Below are 21223 nucleotides of genomic sequence, written 5' to 3'. Positions count from 1 at the left end.
CATGACGAGACGCATCGGCGGCGCGGCACTGCGCGCAACGGCACTGGGCGGCCTGATGCTGCTCGCCGCCTGCCAGACCGGCGCGAACATGGCCGGCGACGGCGCCGGCGCATCGACGAGCGGCGTCGCCTATCTGCAGACGATCCGGTCGGAATACGGCCTGCCGCCGCTGCAGCCCGACGCGACGCTGGAGCGCGCGGCCCTGCAGCAGGCGGCCTTCATGGCCTCCAGCGGCAAGATGGAGCACACCACCGGCTGGGGCAAGGATTTCGCCGCGCGCATGAATGATAACGGCGTTGCCGGTGCCGCTGCCGAAAACATCGCCCATGGCGGCATGGAGCCGGCCAAGCTGTTCTCGATGTGGATGAACTCCGAGGGCCACCGCCGCAACATGCTCGACCCCCGCTTCGGCAAGTTCGGCCTCGCCTATGTCCGCGAAAGCAAGGGCAGTGACAAACGCTACTGGGCGCTGGTGCTGGGAAGGTAAGTAACGCCTTACAGGATTGGCGTCGGTACCCCCACCCCTAACCCCTCCCCACAAGGGGGAGGGGGACTTGGCTGCGCTCCCACTTCAGCGATACGATCAATTCCCGCCTCAACCGCCTAATACTGGTCCCACCCAACTGCCGGATCGTGGACAGGCACACAGCCCGGATGGCGGCGCCGAGTTCCCCTCCCCCTTGTGGGGAGGGGTTAGGGGTGGGGGTACCATGTCCTGCGCTCGAGGCCGGCTCAGTGCACGCTGGTCGGCACCGTCTCGGGCTCGGCCTTGTCGACCACCTTCTGGCGGTGGAAGATGAACAGGCCGGCGACGACGATGACGGCCGAGCCGATGAGGATTTGCGTATCCGGGTAGTCGCCGAAGAATGCGACGCCGAAGACCACCGCCCAGATCAGCAGCGTGTATTGCAGCGGCGCCAGCAGCGAGGCGGGCGCGAGCTTGAGCGCGCGCGTGATCATCAGGTGCGCTGCGCAGGCGACGACGCCGAGCAGGAGCATCGCCGACCAGTCGACGGCGCTGGCCGGACGCCAGTCGGACGCCGCCATGATGCCGCCCATGACCAGCGCGCCGATGGTCTGCCAGGTGACCAGCGTGGTGTCGTTGGTGGCCCGCAGCTTGCGGCTGAGGATCAGGCTGATGGCGAAGGACAGGCTGCCGACCACGGCGAAAAGCGAGGGCCAGGACAGCGAGGCGGTGGAGGGCCGGAGCGCGACGACCACGCCGCAGAAGCCGAGCACGATGGCGAGCCAGCGGCGCCAGCCGACCTTTTCGCCGAGGAAGAAGTGCGACAGCGCCGCGATATAGATCGGCCCGGCCATGTAGAAGGTCATGACGTCGGCCAGCGGCAGGTAGGCGACGGCGGCGTAGAAGAAGGCGGTATCGGCGGTGGCGAGCACGACACGCAGCACCTGCAGGCCCGGCCGCTCGACCCTGGTCAGCGGCGCGAGCCCCTGCCGGGCGATCATCGGGCCAAGGATGATGAAGGCGCCGATCGAGCGGATGACCAGCACCTGGCCGACCGAATAGTTCTCGACCAGCCATTTGCCCATGGCGTCGTTGAGGGCGAACATGAAGTCGCCGAGCAGCATCAGCAGGATGCCCGCGAGGACGAGATTGCTCTTGGGCAGAGCGAGGGCTTGACGGAACGTCATGGGCAAGGTGTCCGGCGGGCGCGACAAGCCCGGTTCGCGCCTATCTATGCCCGGATTTCCGCCATGGCGAGGGCTAAAAGCCCTGGACCATGCGTTCCTGCGCGGCAGCGCCAGCGGTTACGGCCTGGGCGCAACGACGATGGGACGATAGACGACGAAGGGCCGGTCCCAGTCGTCGAAGGCTGCCTGGCGATCGCGGAACTCTGCACGGCGGTCGAGCTCGATGCGCTGCAGGCATTCGGCGAAGGCGTCGTTGCGCTTGGTGAAGCCGTAGGAGCGGCATTTCTGCTCGTCGAGCGCGCGCTGCTCCTCGGCGGAGACGCAGCCGGCGAGTATGGCGGCCAGCAAGAGCAAAGAAACTATCCTGATCTTCATGGCATACCCTCCGCCGCGCCGGAATCTGGAGTTCTACTGTAAGCTTTTCGCGGCGCACGGAAAAGCGGGCGGGCGATGCTTCAGTTCGACTGCGACGGCACGACATGGCGGCGGTTGATGCTGGCCGGGCGGCCCTTGATCGACAGCGCGGTGTCGCGCTTGGGCCGCTCGGCCACGACCTTGCCCCTGGCGATGACGCACAGCCGCTCGGCGCGCAGGCGCACCGCCTCGATCGGGTTGCCAGCATCGAGCACGACGAGGCTGGCCGCCTTGCCGACTTCGAGGCCGAGATGGTCGAGCCCCATGATCTCGGCGTTGACCTTGGTGACCATGTCGAAGCAGCGGCGCATATCGGCCGGCGAGGACATCTGGGCGACGTGCAGGCCCATGAAGGCGACGTCGAGCATGTCGGCGGTGCCGAGCGAATACCAGGGGTCGAGCACGCAGTCCTGGCCCCAGCCGACGCGGATGCCGGCCTTCAGCATCTCGGGCACGCGCGTCATGCCGCGGCGCTTGGGATAGGTGTCGTGGCGGCCCTGAAGCATGATGTTGATGAGCGGGTTGGGGATCGCCGAGACGCCGGCCTCGGCGATCAGCGGCAGGAGCTTCGAGACGTAGTAGTTGTCCATCGAGTGCATGGACGTCAGGTGCGAGCCGGCCACCCTGCCCTGCAGGCCGAGCCGCTGGGTCTCGTAGGCCAGCTGCTCGACGTGGCGCGACAGCGGGTCGTCGGTCTCATCGCAATGCAGGTCGACCATCAGGCTGCGCGCTGCGGCGATCTCGCAGAGTTCGGTGACCGAACGGGTGCCGTCGGCCATCGTACGTTCGAAATGCGGGATGCCGCCGACGATGTCGACGCCTTTGTCCAATGCGCGAATGGTATTCGCGCGGGCTGTAGGCGAGCGGTAGAGCCCGTCCTGCGGGAAGGCGACGAGCTGCAGGTCGATATAGGGGGCGATCTCCTTCTTGACCTCGAGCAGCGCCTCGACGGCGAGCAGCCGGTCGTCGCAGGTGTCGACATGGGTGCGGATGGCCAGCAGGCCCATCGACACGGCCCAGTCGCAATAGGCGAGCGCGCGTTCCTTGACCGCCTCGTGGGTGAGCAGCGGCTTGAGCTCGCCCCACAGCGCGATACCCTCGAGCAGCGTGCCCGAAGCGTTGATGCGCGGCAGGCCGTAGGACAGCGTCGCATCCATGTGGAAGTGCGGATCGACGAAGGGCTGCGAGACGAGGTTGCCGGAGGCGTCGACGACCCGACCGGCGGACGCATCGATGCGCGATTCGATCGCGGCGATGCTGTCGCCCTTGATGCCGATGTCGGCAACGGTTCCATCGGGCAGCGTGCCGCCCTTGACGATCAGGTCGAAGCTCATCTTTCGCCTTTCTGGTAGGGGATCATCAGCGCCTTGGGATAGGTAGCGCGGCGCGCCACCAGGATCAGGGCCAGGATCGACAGCGCATAGGGCATCATCAGGAACACCTGGTAGGGCACGATGCCGCCCGACATCTGCTGCAGGCGCACCTGGAAGGCGTCGAAGGCGGCGAACAGGATGGCGCCGATCAGCGCCTTGCCCGGCCGCCACGAGCCGAAGACCACGAGCGCGATGCAGATCCAGCCGCGGCCGTTGATCATCTCGAAGAAGAACGAGTTGAACGCCGACATGGTGAGGAAGGCGCCGCCGACCGCCATCAGCGCACTGCCGACCATCACCGCCCCCATGCGGATGCCGGTGACGGAAATGCCCTGCGCTTCCACCGCCGACGGGTTCTCGCCGGCGGCGCGGATGGCGAGGCCGAGCGGCGTGCGGTAGAGCACCCAGGCGACCACGGCGACGCTGAGGAAGGCGAGATAGGTCAGCAGCGTCTGCGAAAACAGCGCCTCGCCGATGACGGGTATCCTGGACAGGCCGGGGATCGGCAGCGCCTGGAACGGCTCGATCTTGGGCGGCGAGGTGACTTCCGGCAGCGCCAGGCGATAGGTGAAGTAGGTCAGGCTCGTGGCCAGCAGCGTGACGCCGATGCCGACGACATGCTGCGACAAGCCGAGCGGCACGGTCAGCGTGGCATGCAGCAGGCCGAACATGGCGCCGGCGAGCGCCGCCACCAGCACGCCGGTCCACAGGTCACCGCCGGCATAGACGGTGAACCAGCCGGCGAAGGCGCCGGCGGTCATGATGCCCTCGATGCCGAGATTGAGCACGCCGGCACGCTCGCAGATCAGCTCGCCCATGGTGGCGAAGATCAGCGGCGAGGCGATGCGGATGGCAGCGACCCAGAAGGAAGCGGTGAAGAGGATATCGAGCGCGTCCATCAGTGGCTCCTGGTCGTGGGGCGGTCGAGGAGTTGGTAGGCTAGCGCCGTTGCACCCCCCTCTGGCCTGCCGGCCATCTCCCCCGCAAGGGGGGAGATCAGGCCTTCACCAGCGCCTCGCCCACTCGTCAGCTGCTGAACAGAATCTCTTTGTTGGCCCAAGCGCCCCACCACGCGGTAAGAATTGGCGTGGCGTTGACGCGACTGATCTCCCCCCTTGCGGGGGAGATGGCCGGTAGGCCAGAGGGGGGTGGGAAGTATCTCAGCCATCCTCACCTCCACCTCACCCTGAACCGCGTCAGAAGGATCGCCACCACCATCGTCAGCAGCGACGTCGCGACCATGACGTCGGCGATGTAGCTCGGCACCTTGGCGGCGCGGCTCATGGCGTCGGCGCCGACGAAGATGCCGGCGACGAAGATGGCGGAAGCGATGACGCCGAGCGGGTTGAGCATCGCCAGCATGGCGACGACGATGCCCGAGTAGCCGTAGCCCGGCGACAGGTCGAGGCTGAGGTTGCCCTTGAGGCCCGAAACCTCGGAGAAGCCGGCGAGTGCAGCGAGGCCACCCGACAGGAGAGCCGTCTTCATCAGCACGCCGTTGACCGGGACGCCGACGAAGCGTGCGCCCTCCGGATTATGGCCGACGGCGCGCATCTCGTAGCCGAGCACGGTCTTCTTCATGATGACCCAGACGGCGATGGCCGAGACGACGGCGACGACGAAGCCGTAGTGCAGGCGCTTGCCCTGGATGATGCGCGGCAGCTGCGCGTCGGCGATGACCTTCTGCGACTGCGGCCAGCCGAGGCCCATGGGGTCCTTGAGCACGCCCTCGAGCAGCATCGAGACGAACAGCAGCACGATGAAGTTGAGCAGCAGCGTGGTCACCACCTCGTCGACGCCGAAGCGGGTCTTGAGCAAAGCCGGGCCGAGCAGCAGCAAGCCGCCGGCAAGCATCGCCGCCAGCATGATGACGGGGATCAGCACGACCGACGGCAGCGGCAGCGCGCCGGTGCCGAGCACGATGGTGACGATGCCGCCGACATAGAGCTGGGCCTCGGCGCCGATGTTCCAGAGCCTGGCCCGGAAGGCGACGGCGACGGCGAGGCCGGTGAAGATCAGCGGGGTTGCGCGCGTGAGCGTTTCTAGAGCCGCGAACTGCGAGCCGGCCGCGCCCTTGGCGACGAGATAGAACACCGACAGCGGCGAGGCGCCGGCGGCAAGCACCAAGAGCGAGGTGAAGACCAGCGTGGCGACGATCGCCGCAAGCGGATACAGCAAGGTGACCGCCAACGACGGTGCGGGTTTCGGCTCAAGCCGCATGGGTCTGCTCCGTGCTGACCTGAGATGTTTGCGGGACAGCACCCCCCTCTGTCCTGCCGGACATCTCCCCCGCAAGGGGGGAGATTGGCAGTTTCAGCGCCGGCTCTCGTCTTGCGGCCATTGAAACCGGCGGCTTCAACGCGAACGTTCGTCCTGCGACGCTGGAGATTGGCGCGGACAACAATGACGGCTGATCTCCCCCCTTGCGGGGGAGATGTCCGGCAGGACAGAGGGGGGTGGCGTGGGGCAACGACATCTGGCCTTGGATGATCACGCCGCCTGCTCCCCGCCGTGCCCCGCCATCAGCTCCCCCAGTTCCCGGATTGTGCGCTCGCCGCGCGAGGACGGCGCCGACAGCCGGCCCTTGGAGATCACGACGATGCGGTCGGACAGCGCCAGGATCTCCTCGAGGTCCTCCGAGATCAGCAACACCGCAGCACCCCGCGCGCGCGCGGCGAGCAGCATGCGGTGGACGTAAGCCACGGCGCCGACGTCGAGGCCGCGTGTCGGCTGGCTGGCGAGGATGACCGAAGGCTCGGGATCGAGCGCGCGGCCGAGGATGAGCTTCTGCATGTTGCCGCCCGACAGCAGCCGGATGCGCGCCTCGGGCGACGGGCATTTGACGTCGTAGTCGGCGATGATCTTCTCGGCGAAGCGGCGCGCCGCCTTCCAGTCGAGGAAGCCCATGCGGCTGAAGCGCGGGCTGCCGTAGCGCTCGGCGATGACGTTCTCGGCGACGCTCATGTCGCCGATGGTGCCGACGGCGTGGCGGTCCTCCGGGATGCGGGCGATGCCGTGGCCGAGCGCCGCGCGCGGCGACCAGCCGCCGACCGGCGCGCCGTCGATCGCGATGCCGCCGGCGGTAGGGCGCTGGGTGCCGGCGATGAGCGCCGCAAGTGCTGCCTGGCCGTTGCCGGAGACGCCGGCAAGGCCGGTGATCTCGCCGGCGCGGAGCACAAGCGAGACGTCGTCGAGCGCGGCGCCGTTGTGGCGGGCGGTCGAGATGCCATCGAGCACCAGCAGCGGACGCCCGGGCTCGACCGGCACGACCTCCGCCGGCCTGACCTCCTGCCCGACCATCAGGGCTGCTAGCTCCTTGCGGTCGGTCGATTTCGTCCCCCGCTCGCCGGCGAGCCGGCCCGCGCGCAGCACCAGCACGCGGTCGCTGACGGCCATGACCTCGTGCAGCTTGTGCGAGATGAAGATGATCGACAGGCCCTTGGCGACGAGCAGCTTGAGCGTGCGGAACAGCGCGTCCGTCTCGGCCGGGGTCAGCACCGCCGTCGGCTCGTCGAGGATGAGGATCTCGGCGTCGCGATAGAGCGCCTTGAGGATCTCGACGCGCTGGCGCTCGCCGACCGAGAGCGAGGCGACGATCGCCGCGGGATCGACGGCGAGACCGAAATCGGCGACGAGCTGTGCGATGCGCTGGCGCGCGGCAGCCCGGTCGAGGCGCGGGCGCCAGAGCTTCTGGGTACCGAGCGCGATGTTCTCCAGCACCGACATGTTGTCGGCAAGGGTGAAGTGCTGGTGCACCATGCCGATGCCGGCATCGAGCGCGGCGCGCGGATCGCCCGGGGGCAGCGGCTTGCCGAAGGCCTCGACCGTGCCCTCGTCGGCGACGTAGTGGCCGAACAGGATGTTCATGAGGGTCGTCTTGCCGGCGCCGTTCTCGCCGAGCAGCGCGATCACCTCGCCGCGCCTGAGCTCGAAGGAAATGGCGTCGTTGGCCATAAGCGGGCCAAAACGCTTGGTGATGCCGGAGAGGCGGAGGACGATGTCGGGTTCGGTTGTCATGAGGCAACGGCAGCTGGAGGTCCCTTCTCCCCGTTCACGGGGAGAAGGTGGCCCGGAGGGCCGGATGAGGGGCAGCGCAAACTTCCGAGGGGCTGAGCTGCCCCTCATCTGCCTGCCGGCATCTTCTCCCCGTGAACGGGGAGAAGAGCGCTGTCATCAACTCGACTTCGGCTCGGCGTCGTTGATCTCGACGGTAAAGGACCCGGCCTTGATCGCCTTCTCCTTCTCGGCGACCCTGGCCTTGACGTCGTCGGGCACCTTGCCATCGAAGGTACCGAGCGGCGCCAGCGACGAGCCACCGTTCTTCATGAAGGAATAGACGCCGTAGTCGTCGGCCTTGAAGCTGCCGGCCTTGACCTCGGCGATCGCCTTGTCGAGCGTCGGCTCGAAGTGCCAGAGCGCCGAGGCGACGACGGTCTCGGGATAGTCGGCCTGGGTGTCGATAACGTTGCCGATGGCGAGCACCTTGCGCTCCTTGGCGGCGTCGGAGACGCCGAAGCGCTCGGCGTAGAGCAGGTCGGCGCCGCCGTCGATCTGGGCGAAGGCGGTTTCCTTGGCCTTGGGCGGGTCGAACCACGAGCCGATGAAGGCGACCTGGAACCTGGTGTCGGGGGCGACTTCCTTCACGCCCGCCATGAAGGCGTTCATCAGCCGGTTGACCTCGGGGATCGGGTAGCCGCCGACCATGCCGATGTTCTTCGACTTGGTCATGGCGCCGGCGACGATGCCGGAGAGATAGGATGCATCCTGGATGTAGTTGTCGAAGACCGAGAAGTTCGGCACGGCGGCATCGGGCTTGAAGCTGGAGCCCATCAGGAAGGCGACGCCGGGATAGTCCTTGGCGACAGCGCGCGCGGCGTCCTCGACGCCGAACACCTCGCCGACGATCAGCTTGTGGCCGGCCTCGCAATATTCGCGCATGACGCGCTCATAGTCGTTGTTGGCGGTGTTTTCGGAATAGACATACTCGATGTCGCCGCGGTCCTTGGCGGCGTTGGCCGCCTTGTGGATGCGGCTGACCCACTGCTGCTCGACCGGAACCGTGTAGATGGCCGCGACCTTGATCGGGTCGGCGGCGAACGGGCGGCCGGGCAGGCCGACGGCCGCGACCGCGGCCGAAGCGCCGGCGGCCTTGATCAGGATGCGTCTGGAAATGCCGAAACTGTTGGAATTGCTGTGCATTCGATCCACCTCTGGCTGGTTGCGCAAGCTTCTGGGAAACGTCTTTTTATCGTTTGGTCAACGTAGGGGAAAACACCAGGAGCGGCAATTGGCCGGGGCGCGGCTGTCCACCGCCGCATGCGATCTGCGGCTTAAGGTCCGGGATACTGGCGACACAGGTTTGCCTTCGCCGAAGCGTGCATTATATAAGCCGTCCGCGGGGGGCCGCCGGCCAAGGGACCCATTGATTTGCTTGGATTTATTCGCCCGACCCAGAATCATCGCCTGATCTGGCGGCTGGTGCGCGAGTCGTTCCGCCAGCATGCGTTCGGCTATGCCGTGTCCATCGCCTCGATGCTGGTGGTGGCCGGCATGACGGCGGCCAGCGCCTGGATCATGAAGGACATCACCAACGAGTTCACGGTCGGCAAGGACATCAACCGCGTCTACATGATCGCGGCGGCGGTGGCGGGCATCTTCATCGTCAAGGGCCTCGCCACCTTCGTGCAGGGCCTGTTCCTCAGCCGCGTCGGCAACGCCATCATCGCCGACCGGCAGCGCAAGATCTACGACCGCATCCTGGCGCAGGGCATCTCCTTCTACCACTCAGTCCCCTCGTCCGACCTGATCACCCGCGTCACCCACAATGCCCAGGCCGCGCGCTCCGTGCTCGACCTCATCGTCACGTCCTACGTGCGCGACCTGTTCACCCTGCTCGGGCTCATCGCCGTCATGGTGATCCAGCAGCCGGTGCTGTCGCTGGTGGCCTTCGTCATCGGCCCGATCGCCATCTACAGCGTCAACCAGATCCTGCGCCGGGTGCGCAAGATCATGGAGGCCGAGTTCCTGTCGCTGACCCAGATCGTGCATGTCATGCAGGAGACCACGGTCGGCGTGCGCATCGTGAAGTCGTTCAACCTGGAACGCCTGATGCGCAGCCGCATGCACCGGGCCGTCTCCGACGTCGAGCGGCGCGCCAACACCATCGCCGCGCTGGAAGCCGGCACCAGCCCGATCATGGAAACGCTTGCCGGCCTCGCCATCGCCGGCGTGGTGCTGGTCAGCGGCTTCCTGGTCGTGCAGGGCGGGCAGACGGCGGGCTCGATCATGTCCTTCATCACCGCGCTGCTGCTCGCTTACGAGCCGGCCAAGCGGCTGGCGCGCATGCGCGTGTCGCTGGAAAGCGGCCTCGTCGGCGTGCGCATGATGTTCGAGCTGGCCGACCGGCCGCTGACGCTGACGGAGCGGCCGGGCGCGGTGGCGCTGACCGACGGCCCCGGCCTGATCAGGTTCGACGACGTCAGCTTCGCCTACAAGGACGGCGAGCCGGTGCTGCGGGAGCTCGACCTGTCCTTCCCGCCCGGCAAGATGACGGCGCTGGTGGGCCCGTCCGGCAGCGGCAAGTCGACGATCATGAACCTGATCATGCGCATGTACGATCCCGACAGCGGCGAGGTGCTGTTCGACGGCCAGGACATCTCGCACGCGACGCTGCATTCGCTGCGCGACCGCATCGCCTATGTGAGTCAGGACACGTTCCTGTTCGCAGGCACCATCATGCACAACATCCGGCTCGGCCGCGAAGGCGCCTCCGACGACGAGGTGACCGCCGCCGCCAAGGCCGCCAATGCGCACGACTTCATCATGGCCCTGCCCAAGGGCTACGAGACCCAGGTCGGCGAGAACGGCGCCTTCCTCTCGGGCGGCCAGAAGCAGCGCCTGTCGATCGCGCGCGCCATCCTGCGCAATGCCGACGTGCTGCTGCTCGACGAGGCGACGAGCGCGCTCGACGCCGAATCCGAGGCGCTGTTCCGCGACGCGCTGGAGAAGCTGTCGGAGGGGCGGACCACCATCGCCATCGCCCACAGGCTCTCGACCGTGCACCAGGCCGACAACATCGTCGTCATGGACAAGGGCCGCGTGGTCGAGCAGGGCCGCCACGCCGACCTGCTCGAGGGCGGCGGGCTCTATCGCAGGCTCTACGACTACCAGCTGATGCCCTGAGCCAGGCAAGCCCGCGGCCGGCGCGCCATCCGCAGGAGGGCAGCGCTCAGTCGATGCGGATGAACACGCCCTTGGTGTTCAGGTACTCGTCGAGATGCTCGGCGCCGCCCTCGCGGCCGTAGCCGCTCATCCTGTAGCCGCCGAAGGGCACGGCCGGGTCGATGGCGTGGTAGGTGTTGACCCACACCGAACCCGCGCGCAGGCGGCGCGACAGCTGGTGGGCGACGCCGACGTCACGGGTGAAGACGCCGGCGGCGAGCCCGTAGGGCGTGTCGTTGGCGCGGGCCACGACCTCGTCGAGCGTGTCGAAGGGCAGCGCCGAGATGACCGGGCCGAAGATCTCCTCGCGCGCGATCCTCATCGTGTCGGAGACGCCGGCGAAGACGGTAGGCGCCACGAAATTGCCGGCGGCAAGCGGGCCCTCGCTCAGCCGCGAGCCGCCGGCGATCAGGCGGGCGCCCTCCTCCGCCCCGGCGCGCAGGTAACCCTCGACGCGCTCGAGCTGGCGCGGCGAGATCAGCGGGCCGATCTCCGTCTCGGGATCGATGCCGTTGCCGATGCGCAGGCCGTTAGCATAGGCGGCCAGCTTCTCGACGAAGGCGTCATGCACCTTGCGCTCGACGAAAAGCCGCGAGCCGGCGATGCAGATCTGGCCGGAATTGGCGAAGACCGACATGGCCGCCACCGGCACCGCGCGCTCCAGGTCGGCGTCGGCGCAGACGATGACCGGCGACTTGCCGCCGAGTTCGAGCGACACGCGCTTGAGGTTGCCGGCGGAGGCCCGCACGATGCTCTGGCCGGTCGCGGTCGAGCCGGTGAAGACGACCTTGTCCACGCCCATGTGCTCGGCCAGCGGCGCGCCGGCCTCGGCGCCGGTACCGGTAACGACGTTGACGACGCCGTCGGGCACGCCCGCCTCGGCCATCAGCTCGGCCAGCAGCAGCGGCGTCAGCGGCGCCTCCTCCGACGGCTTGAGCACGATCGCGCAGCCGGTGGCGAGCGCCGGGCCGATTTTCCAGACGGAAGCCGCCGTCGGCGCGTTCCACGGGATGATGGCGCCGACCACGCCGACCGGCTCCTTGCGAGTGAACGAGACGATGTCGCCGGGCAGCGAATTCTCGATCGTCTGGCCGTGGATGGCGGTGGCCATGCCGGCATAGAAGCGCAGCATGCCGAGCACCCGGTTGGCGTTGCCGCGCGCCCGCGCGATCGGCAGGCCCATGTCGGTGGTGTCGGAGATGCAGATCTCCTCCCAGTGCCGCTCGAACAGCTCGGCGATGCGGATCAGCAGCTTCTGCCGCTCATGCGGCTTGAAGCGGCTCCAGGGGCCTTCGAAGGCAGTGCGGGCCGCGGACACCGCCCTGTCTATGTCCTCCCTCTGGGCACGCGGCACCGTGGCGATGACCTCGCCGGTGGCCGGATTGCGCGTCTCGAAAGTCCGGCCGGAGGCCGCGTCGACCCAGCGGCCACCGATGAACATACGGCGATGGCGGCCGTCGATGGGGCGGCGCACAGCGGCGGGCGTCTGGGCGATGGTCATGGACGGCTCCTTCCGGCGCGCTGCAGCCCGCGCCGCTTTCTTCATGCGGCAGGCTAAGCCCGCTTGGACCTGTCACTCAAGTCCGCTGGATAGAGCCACGGCCAGGAGCGATGCCCTCAGGCCTGAAAACGCCGGCATGGCCGCGGCGCGACGGCAGCGCCGTCTCAGACGATGGCGGGACGCTCGAAATCGCCGGTGTTGCGATCCATCACCCAGAGCTCGCCCGTAGAGATGTCGAACCAGGCGCCGAACAGCTCCAGACGGCCCTTCTGCTCGAGGATGTTCACGCAGGGAAAGGTCCGCAGATTGGCGAGCGAATAGCGGATCGAGATGCGTTCGAGCGCAGTCTGGCGCTCGGTCTGCGTCATCATGGCGTTGCCGGCGATGGACTCGGCGGCGGGCGCCACCAGGCTCATCCACTTGCCGATGAAGTCGCCCGGCGAGAGCGGGGTCGAATTGGGATCGAGCGCGGAGCGGATGCCGCCGCAGCGGCCGTGGCCCATGACGACGATGTTCTTGACCTTGAGCGCCTGCACGGCGAATTCGAGGGCTGCCGAGGTGGCGTGAAACTCGCCGTCGGGCTCGTAGGGCGGCACCAGGTTGGCGACGTTGCGGACCACGAACAGTTCGCCCGGCCCCGCCTCGAAAATGGTCTCGGGCGCCGCACGCGAATCGCAGCAGGCGATGACCATGGTCTCCGGCGTCTGGCCCTCGCGCGCCAGGGATCGATAATGATCCGTCTCGGCCGAATAACGGCCGGTCATGAAGTTGCGGTAACCGGCGAGGAGCTTCTCAGGCAGGTGCAGCATAAGCTCGGCCTTAAACGGAAATTGTCGGCGCCGCAAATGCAAATGTGCGGCGCAGCCGAGGTTGCCCGAAGGCTAGCTCTCGAATCGCGGCGTGGGCGGTCGCTCACGCTCCGGGCGGAACGGCAGCAGGCGGCGGTTGCCGCCCAAGGCACCTCTCTTCCATGCTCGAAGCCAAGCATGGGGCAATGCCGAAACGCCCGTTTGACCTTGCCCCCATGACGCTTGCTGCGCCTTGCAGCAAGCTGCAGCAACTTCGACGCGATGCGCCAATCGCTTGGGAACGGATGTTCAAGACAAGCGCCCACCAAGGCGTTCCGCATTAAAATGTCACGTGAATTCAATGCGTTACGGCGCCGACGAACTGGTCATTAAAATCATGTTGACCTTCCAGTCACTGGCAGATCCAGCCTTTGTTCATCGAGTGGCGACCCGCCTGGCAGGTCGCCCCCTCCACGTCACGCCGAGGCAGCCATGATGCGCCCACCCTGGATCGAGATATTCACCACGCCCGACTGTCCCGACTGCGCGGCACTGAAGCGCTGGCTGAACGCCGAGTACCTGCCCTTCGTCGAGCGCGACATGAGCGACCCGGCGGTCGCCGAGGAGGTCAGGCAGCGTACCGGCATGCGTGTCGCCCCGATCACCGTCATCGATGGCACACAGGTCTTTTTTGGCACCTTCGACGAACAGCGTTGGCGCATCGAGGCCATTCATACGGATCAGGCCGAGACCGAGACGCAATGTGTTGCGCGACACTCCAGCGCCCCCTGGCCGGTGTGAACTCATGCTTGCCTTCGGCGCCGATCGTCTTGCTCGCGCAATCTCGCTATCCGGGGCCGACGCCCTCTTCGTGACTGAAGCGGACATCGGTTTCGTAAACTGACCATCAGGAAGGGACCGACCCCATGCGTCGCAGAGATTTTCTCAGACTTTCGGCAACAGGTGTTCTCGCGACCGTTTCTCCTGCCTGGCCGGCATCCGGCAAGGCCGCCGCCGGCCAGAAGATCGTCACGGCCGGCAAACGTGTCATCGAGGTCAACGGGCGTGCGGCAAATGTCCTCGGACTGACGCAGCCCGACGGCAGCAACGGGCTCGTCATGGACGCAGGCGAGCATTTTCGCGTGCGGCTTGAAAACCGCATCGGAGAGCCGACGGTCATCCACTGGCACGGCCTTACGCCGCCCTGGCGGCAGGATGGCGTCGCGGGACTTTCGCAAGACCCCATAGCCGACGGCGGCCGGCGTGAGTACGACTTCCCGGTCGCGCAGCCGGGGACCTTCTGGATGCACTCGCATTTCGGCCTTCAGGGGCAGTCGCTGCTTGCCGCTCCGCTGATCGTGCGCGATCCGGCCGAGGCCGGCATGGACGTGCAGGACGTAGTCGTGCTTTTCCAGGATTTCAGCTTCCGCGATCCGGCCGAAATTCTGGCCGAACTGCGCAGCGGGGCGCAAAACACGGCCGACCTGCAGGCGCCGCCTTCCGACAGCCTGCACGATGCGCTGCTCGCCAATGACCGCACGCTGGACGATCCGGAGATCATTTCAGTCGAGCCGGGCGGGCGCATTCGCCTGCGCCTCATCAACGGGGCCGCCAGCACCAATATGTGGATCGATCTCGGAACGCTCACCGGAAGGCTGATCACGGTCGACGGCATGCCCGTTGCGCCGGTCGATCGTCGCTACTTCGAACTGGCGGTCGCCCAGCGGCTCGACATCATGCTCGAACTGCCGAGGGACAGGGCAGCCTGGCCTGTCCTGGCGGTTCAGGAAAGAGGGCGGATGCGCACGGGCGTGGTGCTCGCCGCCCGCGGTGCGCCGGTGGAAAAGCTTGCCGATCTCGCCGATGAGCTGTTTCCCACCGTCGGCCTCGGGCTCGAGCAGGCCCTTCGCGCCGCCAGTCCGCTCGCGGACAGGAAAGTCACCCGCCGGCACACGATGATGCTGCGCGAAGGGTCGAACTACATGTGGGACCTGGTCAGGGCCACGCGCGGCGAGGACAGTCCGTTCGTGGTGAGTCGCGGCGACCGGGTCGAACTGACCTTCCTCAACTACTCCGGCACGTCCCATCCCTTGCACCTGCACGGACATCGCTTCCAGGTGACCGCGGTCAACAGGCAGCGATTTTCCGGCGCCGTGCGCGACACGGTGCTGGTGTCGGCGGGGATGGGGGAGGTCACGGTCGCCCTCGATGCCGACAATGCCGGCGAATGGGCGCTGGGTTGCCATCACCTCTATCACATGGCTGGCGGCATGATGACCTCGATGGCCTACGAGGCCTGACCTGGTGCGGGCGCGCTGCGCGGCCGAGTGCGCTGCCGATCTCGCGCGCCGGAACCCGCGGCGGATCAAGCTGCCAGAACGCCTCGTCCGATGCGATGACATGACTGCAGCCCGCCAGTTCACGACCAGTTGTTCGGGCAAGCCTGAAAAGGTTCGAACAATGCACTCATGCAGCGTTGACCTTCCTGGAACTGGAATCATTACCGTCCCCGGAATTCATCAAGCGGAGTCTTCGGAGACGCCGCTTATTTCGACGACGGGGTGGCCCAAATGGCAAAAAGATCAACGATTTATCTACTCGCGGCGGTGGCCTTGAGCGCCGGCTCAACGCTCGCCTACCTGAACGACGTGCCCGCCTATGCAAACCGGGCCCAGGCCTCCGAAGACGCGGGCACTGCCGCGCCCATCCCGCCGCCGCCCCAGGTGCCCGTGGCCGAGGTCGTCACGCGGGTGATCGCGCCATCGTCGGAATTCACCGGCGTCGTGGCTGCCACCAAGACGGTCGAGCTGCGGCCGCGCATCGGCGGTACGATCGAATCCGTCAGCGTTCCGGAAGGCGGGCTCGTCGAACGCGGACAGTTGCTGTTCCAGATCGACCCCCGGCCGTTCCAGGTGGCGCTCCAGAATGCCAAGGCGCAATTGCAGCGGGCCGAGGTCCTGCTTTCCCAGGCGAAGTCCGATCTCGACCGCTCGAAGCGGCTGGTTCCGAACGGCACCATATCCAGCAAGTCCTATGACGACGCCTCGGCCAGAACGCAGGAGCGGGAAGCGCAGGTGCTGGAGGCGCGGGCCGCAGTCTCCGCGGCGGAGCTCGATCTTTCCTATTCCCGCGTGACGGCACCGATCGCCGGGCGCGTCGACAGGGTCCTGGTGACCGAAGGCAACCTCGTCGCCGGCGCGGCGGGAGGGGCGGCGACACTGCTCACCACGATCGTTTCTGCAGACCCGGTGCATGTCTATTTCGATATCGACGAGGCCACCTATCTGAGTTTCCTGGGGGGAGCCCGACCGGAGACCGCCGGCCGCAACGGTTCAACCTTCCCGGTCGCCGTCGGTCTGGCGACGGAGACCGGCTATCCGCACTCGGGCACGCTCGACTTTCTTGGAAACCGCATCGATCGCAGCACCGGCACGATCCGCGCCCGGGCGGTGCTCGCAAATCCCGATGGCCGGCTGACGCCGGGCCTGTATGCGCGAGTGGTGCTTGCGGTCAGCGCCCCGCGGGAGACCGTCCTCATCGACGACCAGGCTGTCGGCACGGATCAGGGGCGCCGCTACGTGCTGGTCCTGGGCGCCGACGACAAGGCGGAATACCGCCCCGTCGAGCTCGGCGCGATGAACGATGGGCTGCGCACCGTGGCAAGCGGGCTGAAGCCCGGGGAAACCATCATCATCAAGGGGCTGGTCCGGCCCGGAATGCAGGTCACCCCCAACCGCATCGCCATGGCACCGGACCAACGTTCCGAAGCCGGCGGTGCCAAGGCCGAGACTCAGGAGGCCCGTCGATGAGCCTGCCACGCTTCTTCATCGATCGCCCGATCTTTGCCATCGTGCTGTCGGCCCTCATGCTGATCGCCGGCGTGATCACTCTGTTCCAACTGCCCTTGAGCGAATATCCCTCCGTCACGCCGCCGACGGTGCAGGTGTCTGCCAGCTATCCCGGAGCCAGCCCTGAGGTCATTGCCGAGACGGTCGCAGCACCCCTCGAGCAGTCGATCAACGGCGTCGAGGGCATGCTCTACATGAGCTCGCAGGCCGCAACGGACGGCAGGATGACGCTTACGGTCACCTTTGCCCAGGGCACCGACGCCGACATGGCCCAGATCCAGGTGCAGAACCGGGTGTCGCGTGCGTTGCCGCGCCTGCCCGAAGAGGTCCAGCGCATCGGCGTCGTGACGCAAAAGACGTCGCCGGACATCCTGATGGTGGTTCACCTCATCTCGCCCGACAAGCGCTACGACCCACTGTACATCTCCAACTTCGTCACCCTCCAGGTTCGCGACACGATCGCGCGCCTGCCCGGCGTCGGCGACGTCGTGGTGTGGGGCGCGGGCGAATACGCCATGCGCATCTGGCTGGACCCGGACAAGGTCGCCTCGCGCGGCCTGACGGCAAGCGACGTCATCGCGGCCATCCGGGAACAGAACCTCCAGGTCGCGGCGGGTTCGGTCGGCCAGCAGCCGTCCGAGGCGGCCAGCTATCAGGTCACGGTCAGCACGCTCGGGCGCCTGACCAGCGAGGAACAGTTCGGCGATATCGTCGTCAAGACCGGCGAGGACGGCCAGACCGTGCGCCTGCGCGACGTCGCCAGGATTTCGCTCGGCGCCGACGCCTACGCGCTGCGAAGCCTGCTCGACGGCGAGCCGGCCGTCGCCATGCAGATCATCCAGCGTCCCGGGGCCAATGCGCTGGACGTCTCCAGCGCGGTGCGCGCCGAGATGGAGCAGCTGAAGCGGAACTTCCCGGAAGGGCTGGAATACCGGATCGCCTACGACCCGACCGTGTTCGTCCGCGCCTCGCTGGCGGCCGTCGTGCAGACGCTGGTCGAGGCGATCATCCTGGTCGTCATCGTCGTCGTGCTGTTCCTGCAGACGTGGCGCGCTTCCATCATCCCGCTCGTCGCCGTTCCGATATCGCTCATCGGCACCTTGGCGGTGATGTATCTGCTGGGCTTCTCGCTCAACACCTTGTCGCTGTTCGGCCTGGTCCTGTCGATCGGCATCGTGGTCGACGACGCCATCGTCGTCGTCGAGAACGTCGAACGACATATGGGTCTCGGCGAGACGCCGAAGGAAGCGGCCCGCAAGGCGATGGACGAGGTGACCGCGCCCATCATCGCGATCACTTCGGTGCTGGCGGCGGTGTTCATCCCATCGGCGTTCCTGTCCGGTCTCCAGGGCGAGTTCTACCGTCAGTTCGCGGTCACGATCGCCATTTCGACGATGCTGTCGGCGATCAACTCGCTGACCCTCTCGCCGGCGCTCGCGGGCATGCTGCTGAAGCCGCATCACGGCGGATCGCAGCGCGACTGGCTGACGCGAGGCATCGATCTTGTGTTCGGCCGGTTCTTCCGCGGCTTCAACCGCTTCTTCGACAGCGCCTCCAACGCCTATGTCGGCCTGGCGCGCCGCGCCATCCGCGTCAGCGGAGTTGTCCTGCTTCTCTACGCGGGGCTGCTTGGAGCAACCTGGATGGGCTTCCAGCAGATCCCGACCGGCTTCGTGCCCGCGCAGGACAAATACTATCTCGTCGGCATCGCGCAGTTGCCGTCCGGAGCGTCGCTCGACCGGACGGAGGCCGTGGCGAGGGAAATGTCGAAGATCGCGCTGGCCGAACCGGGCGTCGAAAGCGTCGTCGCCTTTCCGGGTCTGTCGGTGAACGGCTTCGTCAACCTGCCCAACGCAGCCGTGATCTTCGCCATGCTCGACCCGTTCGACCAGCGCAAGGATCCGCAGCTTTCGGCGAACGCCATCGCAGGCCGGCTGATGGGCAAATACAGCCAGATCCCGGACGGCTTCGTCGGCATCTTCCCGCCGCCGCCGGTGCCGGGCCTCGGCACGACGGGCGGGTTCAAGCTCCAGATCGAGGATCGTTCGGGCGCAGGCCTCGAGGCGCTCGCCAAAGCGCAAGGCGAGGTCATGGCGAAGGCGATGAACACGCCGGAGCTTGCCGGCATGATGGCGAGCTTCCAGGTCAACGCGCCCCAGGTCCAGGTGGATCTGGATCGCGTCAAGGCGAAGACGCAAGGTGTGCCGCTGACGGCCGTATTCGAGACCTTGCAGGTCAATCTCGGCTCCCTGTACGCCAACGACTTCAACCGCTTCGGTCGCACCTATCGCGTCATCGTGCAGGCGGATGCACCGTTCCGCGCGCAGGTCGACGACATATCGCGCTTGAAGGTCCGCAATGCGGCAGGCGAAATGGTGCCGCTCGCGGCGCTTGCGACCATAGCCACGAGTTCGGGGCCGGACCGGGTGATGCACTACAACGGCTACCCCTCGGTCGACATCACCGGAGGTCCCGCCGCCGGCTACTCGTCCGGCCAGGCGACGGAGGCGATCGAGCGCATCATGCGCGAGACACTGCCGGCGGGCATGGCTTTCGAATGGACCGACCTGACCTATCAGGAGAAGGCGGCCGGCAACACGGCAATGATCGTGTTCCCGCTCGCCGTGCTGCTGGCGTTCCTCATCCTGGCCGCCCAGTACAACAGCTGGTCGCTTCCCTTCGCCGTGCTGCTCATCGCACCCCTGGCACTGCTCTCGGCGATCGTGGGCGTGTGGCTCTCAGGCGGCGACAACAACATCTTCACCCAGATCGCCTTCGTGGTGCTGGTCGGGCTGGCGGCCAAGAATGCCATCCTGATCGTGGAGTTCGCGCATGAGGAGGAAAAGAAGGGCAGCGATCCGCTTGCCGCGGTGCTCGAAGCCGCGCGCCTGCGGCTGAGACCGATCCTGATGACCTCGCTCGCCTTCATTGCGGGTGTGGTGCCGCTGGTCATCGCGACGGGCGCCGGCGCCGAGATGCGCCAGGCCATGGGCATCGCGGTGTTCGCCGGCATGCTTGGCGTCACGCTCTTCGGATTGATCCTGACGCCGGTGTTCTATGCGGTGATCCGTCGGTTCTTCACGAGGCCGGAAGCGCACTCGAAAACGGCTCCGGCACCTGTCGGAGGCAGTTCGACGCACTGACTGTGAGGCCGGGAGGCGACAGTCTCCCGGCCGCGCGGCACCGCAGGCGGACAGAGGGCGAAACGGCGATATCGGCGTGACCAACTGCGCACGCATGATGGCCGAGCGGCCAAATCGGTGATTGTCCCCTGTGTCTCAGGGACAAGCCGTTACCTCTGCATACGGGTCGTACATGGGAAGAATGGCGCGCCCGAAGAGATTCGAACTCCTGACCCCCAGATTCGTAGTCTGGTGCTCTATCCAGCTGAGCTACGGGCGCATGGGCCGGCGAAACGGCCGTGTCGCCGCAATCCGACGGCTGCGGCGACCGGCGCTACCTAGCGGCTGCCTCCACGAATTGCAAGCCGCCCCGGCCAAACTTTTTCGCGCGCCCGGCACGGCCATGCGCCGGGCGCAGCGCCACCGGCCTCAGTGCGACAGCAGCACCGGCAACCTGAGGTCGGCAAGCACGCCCTCGGTGGCGCCGCCAAGCACGAAGTCGCGGATGCGGGAGTGGCCGTAGCCGCCCATCACCAGGAGGTCGGCGCCCAATGCGATCGCCTTCTCCTGCAGGCCCGCGCCGATCGCAGCGTCGCCGATGCGGACCGCCAAGGCGTCGGCGGCAAGCCCGGCATGGCGCAGGCTTGCGGCCAGCCGCTCGGCGGCATCGGTATCGTGCAGCTTCTTTTCGTCCACCACGGTCACAACCGAGATCCTGGACGCCTTTTCGAGGAAGGGCCGGGCGTCGGCCAAGGCACGCGCGGCGACGCGGCTACCGTCCCAGGCCACGGCGACATGGCCGGTCGGCTCCGGCAGGACGCCGGGCAGCATCAGCGCCGGACGGCCGGCCCCGAACACCACCGCCTCGGCCACCATGCGCGCGGTCGTGTTGCCGGGTTCCAGCCCCAGCAGGGCGAGATCGTGGTAGCGCGCATGCCGGCATGCGACGTCGCCGATCGCGGCGAGCGGCGCGGCGATCTCGGCAACGCCGGCGACAATGCCGGCCTGCGCTGCCCGCGCCTTGACCAGCGCCAGCAGCTCCTGCCCGCGCCGGCGGCTGGAGGCCTCGGCGTCGCGGATCATCTGCGGGGTGTCGAGCAAGAGTTTCGACAGGGCGTTCGAGACCGGTGGAATGTCGGGGTTGATCGCCAGGGCGTGAAGTTCGGCCCCGAACCGGGACGCAATCGCCACGGCGTTGGCGGCGACGGCGTCGGCATAGGCCTCGGGATAGGTAGCGAGCGGAAGGAAGAACTGCTGTCGCATCGGGGAACTCCTGCAAGGGCGGCGCGCTCGCGCCGGATGC

Annotated in this window: 16 protein-coding genes and 1 tRNA gene; 6 read left to right on the top strand and 11 right to left on the bottom strand. The window is 67.1% G+C overall.

The features are described from left to right. Nucleotide 1: 1 nt before the first annotated feature. Nucleotides 2-487 carry a CAP domain-containing protein gene (locus tag PV773_RS16865; RefSeq protein WP_347967460.1) on the top strand — a complete coding sequence of 162 codons (486 nt, stop codon included), beginning with the start codon at nt 2-4 and terminating at the stop codon, nt 485-487. A gap of 245 nt (nt 488-732) precedes the next feature. On the opposite strand, the gene PV773_RS16860 is transcribed toward PV773_RS16865, so the two are convergent. The 7 genes from PV773_RS16860 to PV773_RS16830 all read right to left on the bottom strand — a co-directional run bounded on the left by PV773_RS16860 (nt 733) and on the right by PV773_RS16830 (nt 8639). Then, nucleotides 733-1653: a DMT family transporter gene (locus tag PV773_RS16860; RefSeq protein WP_347967459.1), complete on the bottom strand. Its 921-nt coding sequence runs from the start codon at nt 1651-1653 to the stop codon at nt 733-735. 117 nt (nt 1654-1770) lie between these two features. After that, a complete protein-coding gene (locus PV773_RS16855) occupies nt 1771-2028 on the bottom strand; it encodes a hypothetical protein (protein ID WP_347967458.1) in 258 nt (85 codons plus the stop codon). An 80-nt stretch (nt 2029-2108) separates the two neighbouring features. Continuing rightward, complete coding sequence (locus PV773_RS16850) at nt 2109-3401, bottom strand: amidohydrolase family protein (RefSeq protein WP_347967457.1); 1293 nt, start codon at nt 3399-3401, stop codon at nt 2109-2111. Then, nucleotides 3398-4339: an ABC transporter permease gene (locus PV773_RS16845; protein ID WP_347967456.1), complete on the bottom strand. Its 942-nt coding sequence runs from the start codon at nt 4337-4339 to the stop codon at nt 3398-3400. The genes PV773_RS16850 and PV773_RS16845 overlap by 4 nt, the downstream gene beginning before the upstream one ends. Nucleotides 4340-4610: 271 nt before the next feature. Continuing rightward, complete coding sequence (locus PV773_RS16840; RefSeq protein WP_347967455.1) at nt 4611-5660, bottom strand: ABC transporter permease; 1050 nt, start codon at nt 5658-5660, stop codon at nt 4611-4613. Between the two features lie 270 nt (nt 5661-5930). Next, complete coding sequence (locus PV773_RS16835; RefSeq protein WP_347967454.1) at nt 5931-7457, bottom strand: ABC transporter ATP-binding protein; 1527 nt, start codon at nt 7455-7457, stop codon at nt 5931-5933. Between the two features lie 156 nt (nt 7458-7613). Beyond that, a complete protein-coding gene (locus PV773_RS16830) occupies nt 7614-8639 on the bottom strand; it encodes a BMP family protein (protein WP_347967453.1) in 1026 nt (341 codons plus the stop codon). Between the two features lie 228 nt (nt 8640-8867). On the opposite strand from PV773_RS16830, the gene PV773_RS16825 reads away from it, so the two are divergent. Next, nucleotides 8868-10622 carry an ABC transporter ATP-binding protein gene (locus tag PV773_RS16825; protein WP_347967452.1) on the top strand — a complete coding sequence of 585 codons (1755 nt, stop codon included), beginning with the start codon at nt 8868-8870 and terminating at the stop codon, nt 10620-10622. A gap of 46 nt (nt 10623-10668) precedes the next feature. On the opposite strand, the gene PV773_RS16820 is transcribed toward PV773_RS16825, so the two are convergent. Both PV773_RS16820 and PV773_RS16815 read right to left on the bottom strand, forming a co-directional pair. Next, the gene (locus tag PV773_RS16820) at nt 10669-12162 is read right to left on the bottom strand and encodes an aldehyde dehydrogenase family protein (protein WP_347967451.1); all 1494 of its coding nucleotides are present in this window, start codon (nt 12160-12162) and stop codon (nt 10669-10671) included. A gap of 164 nt (nt 12163-12326) precedes the next feature. Beyond that, on the bottom strand, nt 12327-12971 hold the full coding sequence (locus tag PV773_RS16815; protein WP_347967450.1) for a carbonic anhydrase: 645 nt from the start codon (nt 12969-12971) through the stop codon (nt 12327-12329). A gap of 471 nt (nt 12972-13442) precedes the next feature. On the opposite strand from PV773_RS16815, the gene PV773_RS16810 reads away from it, so the two are divergent. From PV773_RS16810 to PV773_RS16795, 4 genes are all read left to right on the top strand, one after another. After that, nucleotides 13443-13751, top strand: coding sequence for a glutaredoxin family protein (locus PV773_RS16810; RefSeq protein WP_347967449.1), 309 nt, complete (start codon nt 13443-13445; stop codon nt 13749-13751). A gap of 125 nt (nt 13752-13876) precedes the next feature. Next, nucleotides 13877-15250 carry a multicopper oxidase family protein gene (locus tag PV773_RS16805; RefSeq protein WP_347967448.1) on the top strand — a complete coding sequence of 458 codons (1374 nt, stop codon included), beginning with the start codon at nt 13877-13879 and terminating at the stop codon, nt 15248-15250. A gap of 270 nt (nt 15251-15520) precedes the next feature. Beyond that, nucleotides 15521-16759 carry an efflux RND transporter periplasmic adaptor subunit gene (locus tag PV773_RS16800; RefSeq protein WP_347967447.1) on the top strand — a complete coding sequence of 413 codons (1239 nt, stop codon included), beginning with the start codon at nt 15521-15523 and terminating at the stop codon, nt 16757-16759. Beyond that, nucleotides 16756-19941 (top strand): efflux RND transporter permease subunit, encoded by a 3186-nt coding sequence (locus PV773_RS16795; protein WP_347967446.1) that lies wholly within the window; start codon nt 16756-16758, stop codon nt 19939-19941. The genes PV773_RS16800 and PV773_RS16795 overlap by 4 nt, the downstream gene beginning before the upstream one ends. 182 nt (nt 19942-20123) lie before the next feature. Here PV773_RS16795 and PV773_RS16790 read toward each other — a convergent pair. Next, a tRNA-Arg gene (locus PV773_RS16790) sits at nt 20124-20200 on the bottom strand. A 149-nt stretch (nt 20201-20349) separates the two neighbouring features. Next, entirely contained in the window at nt 20350-21183 is an 834-nt protein-coding gene (locus PV773_RS16785) for a universal stress protein (protein WP_347967445.1), read from the bottom strand. Nucleotides 21184-21223 lie beyond the last annotated feature (40 nt).

Origin of the sequence: Mesorhizobium sp. CC13, assembly GCF_039907765.1 — a bacterium.
Lineage (GTDB): Bacteria > Pseudomonadota > Alphaproteobacteria > Rhizobiales > Rhizobiaceae > Aminobacter.
This window is presented reverse-complemented; position numbering and strand designations above follow the sequence as displayed.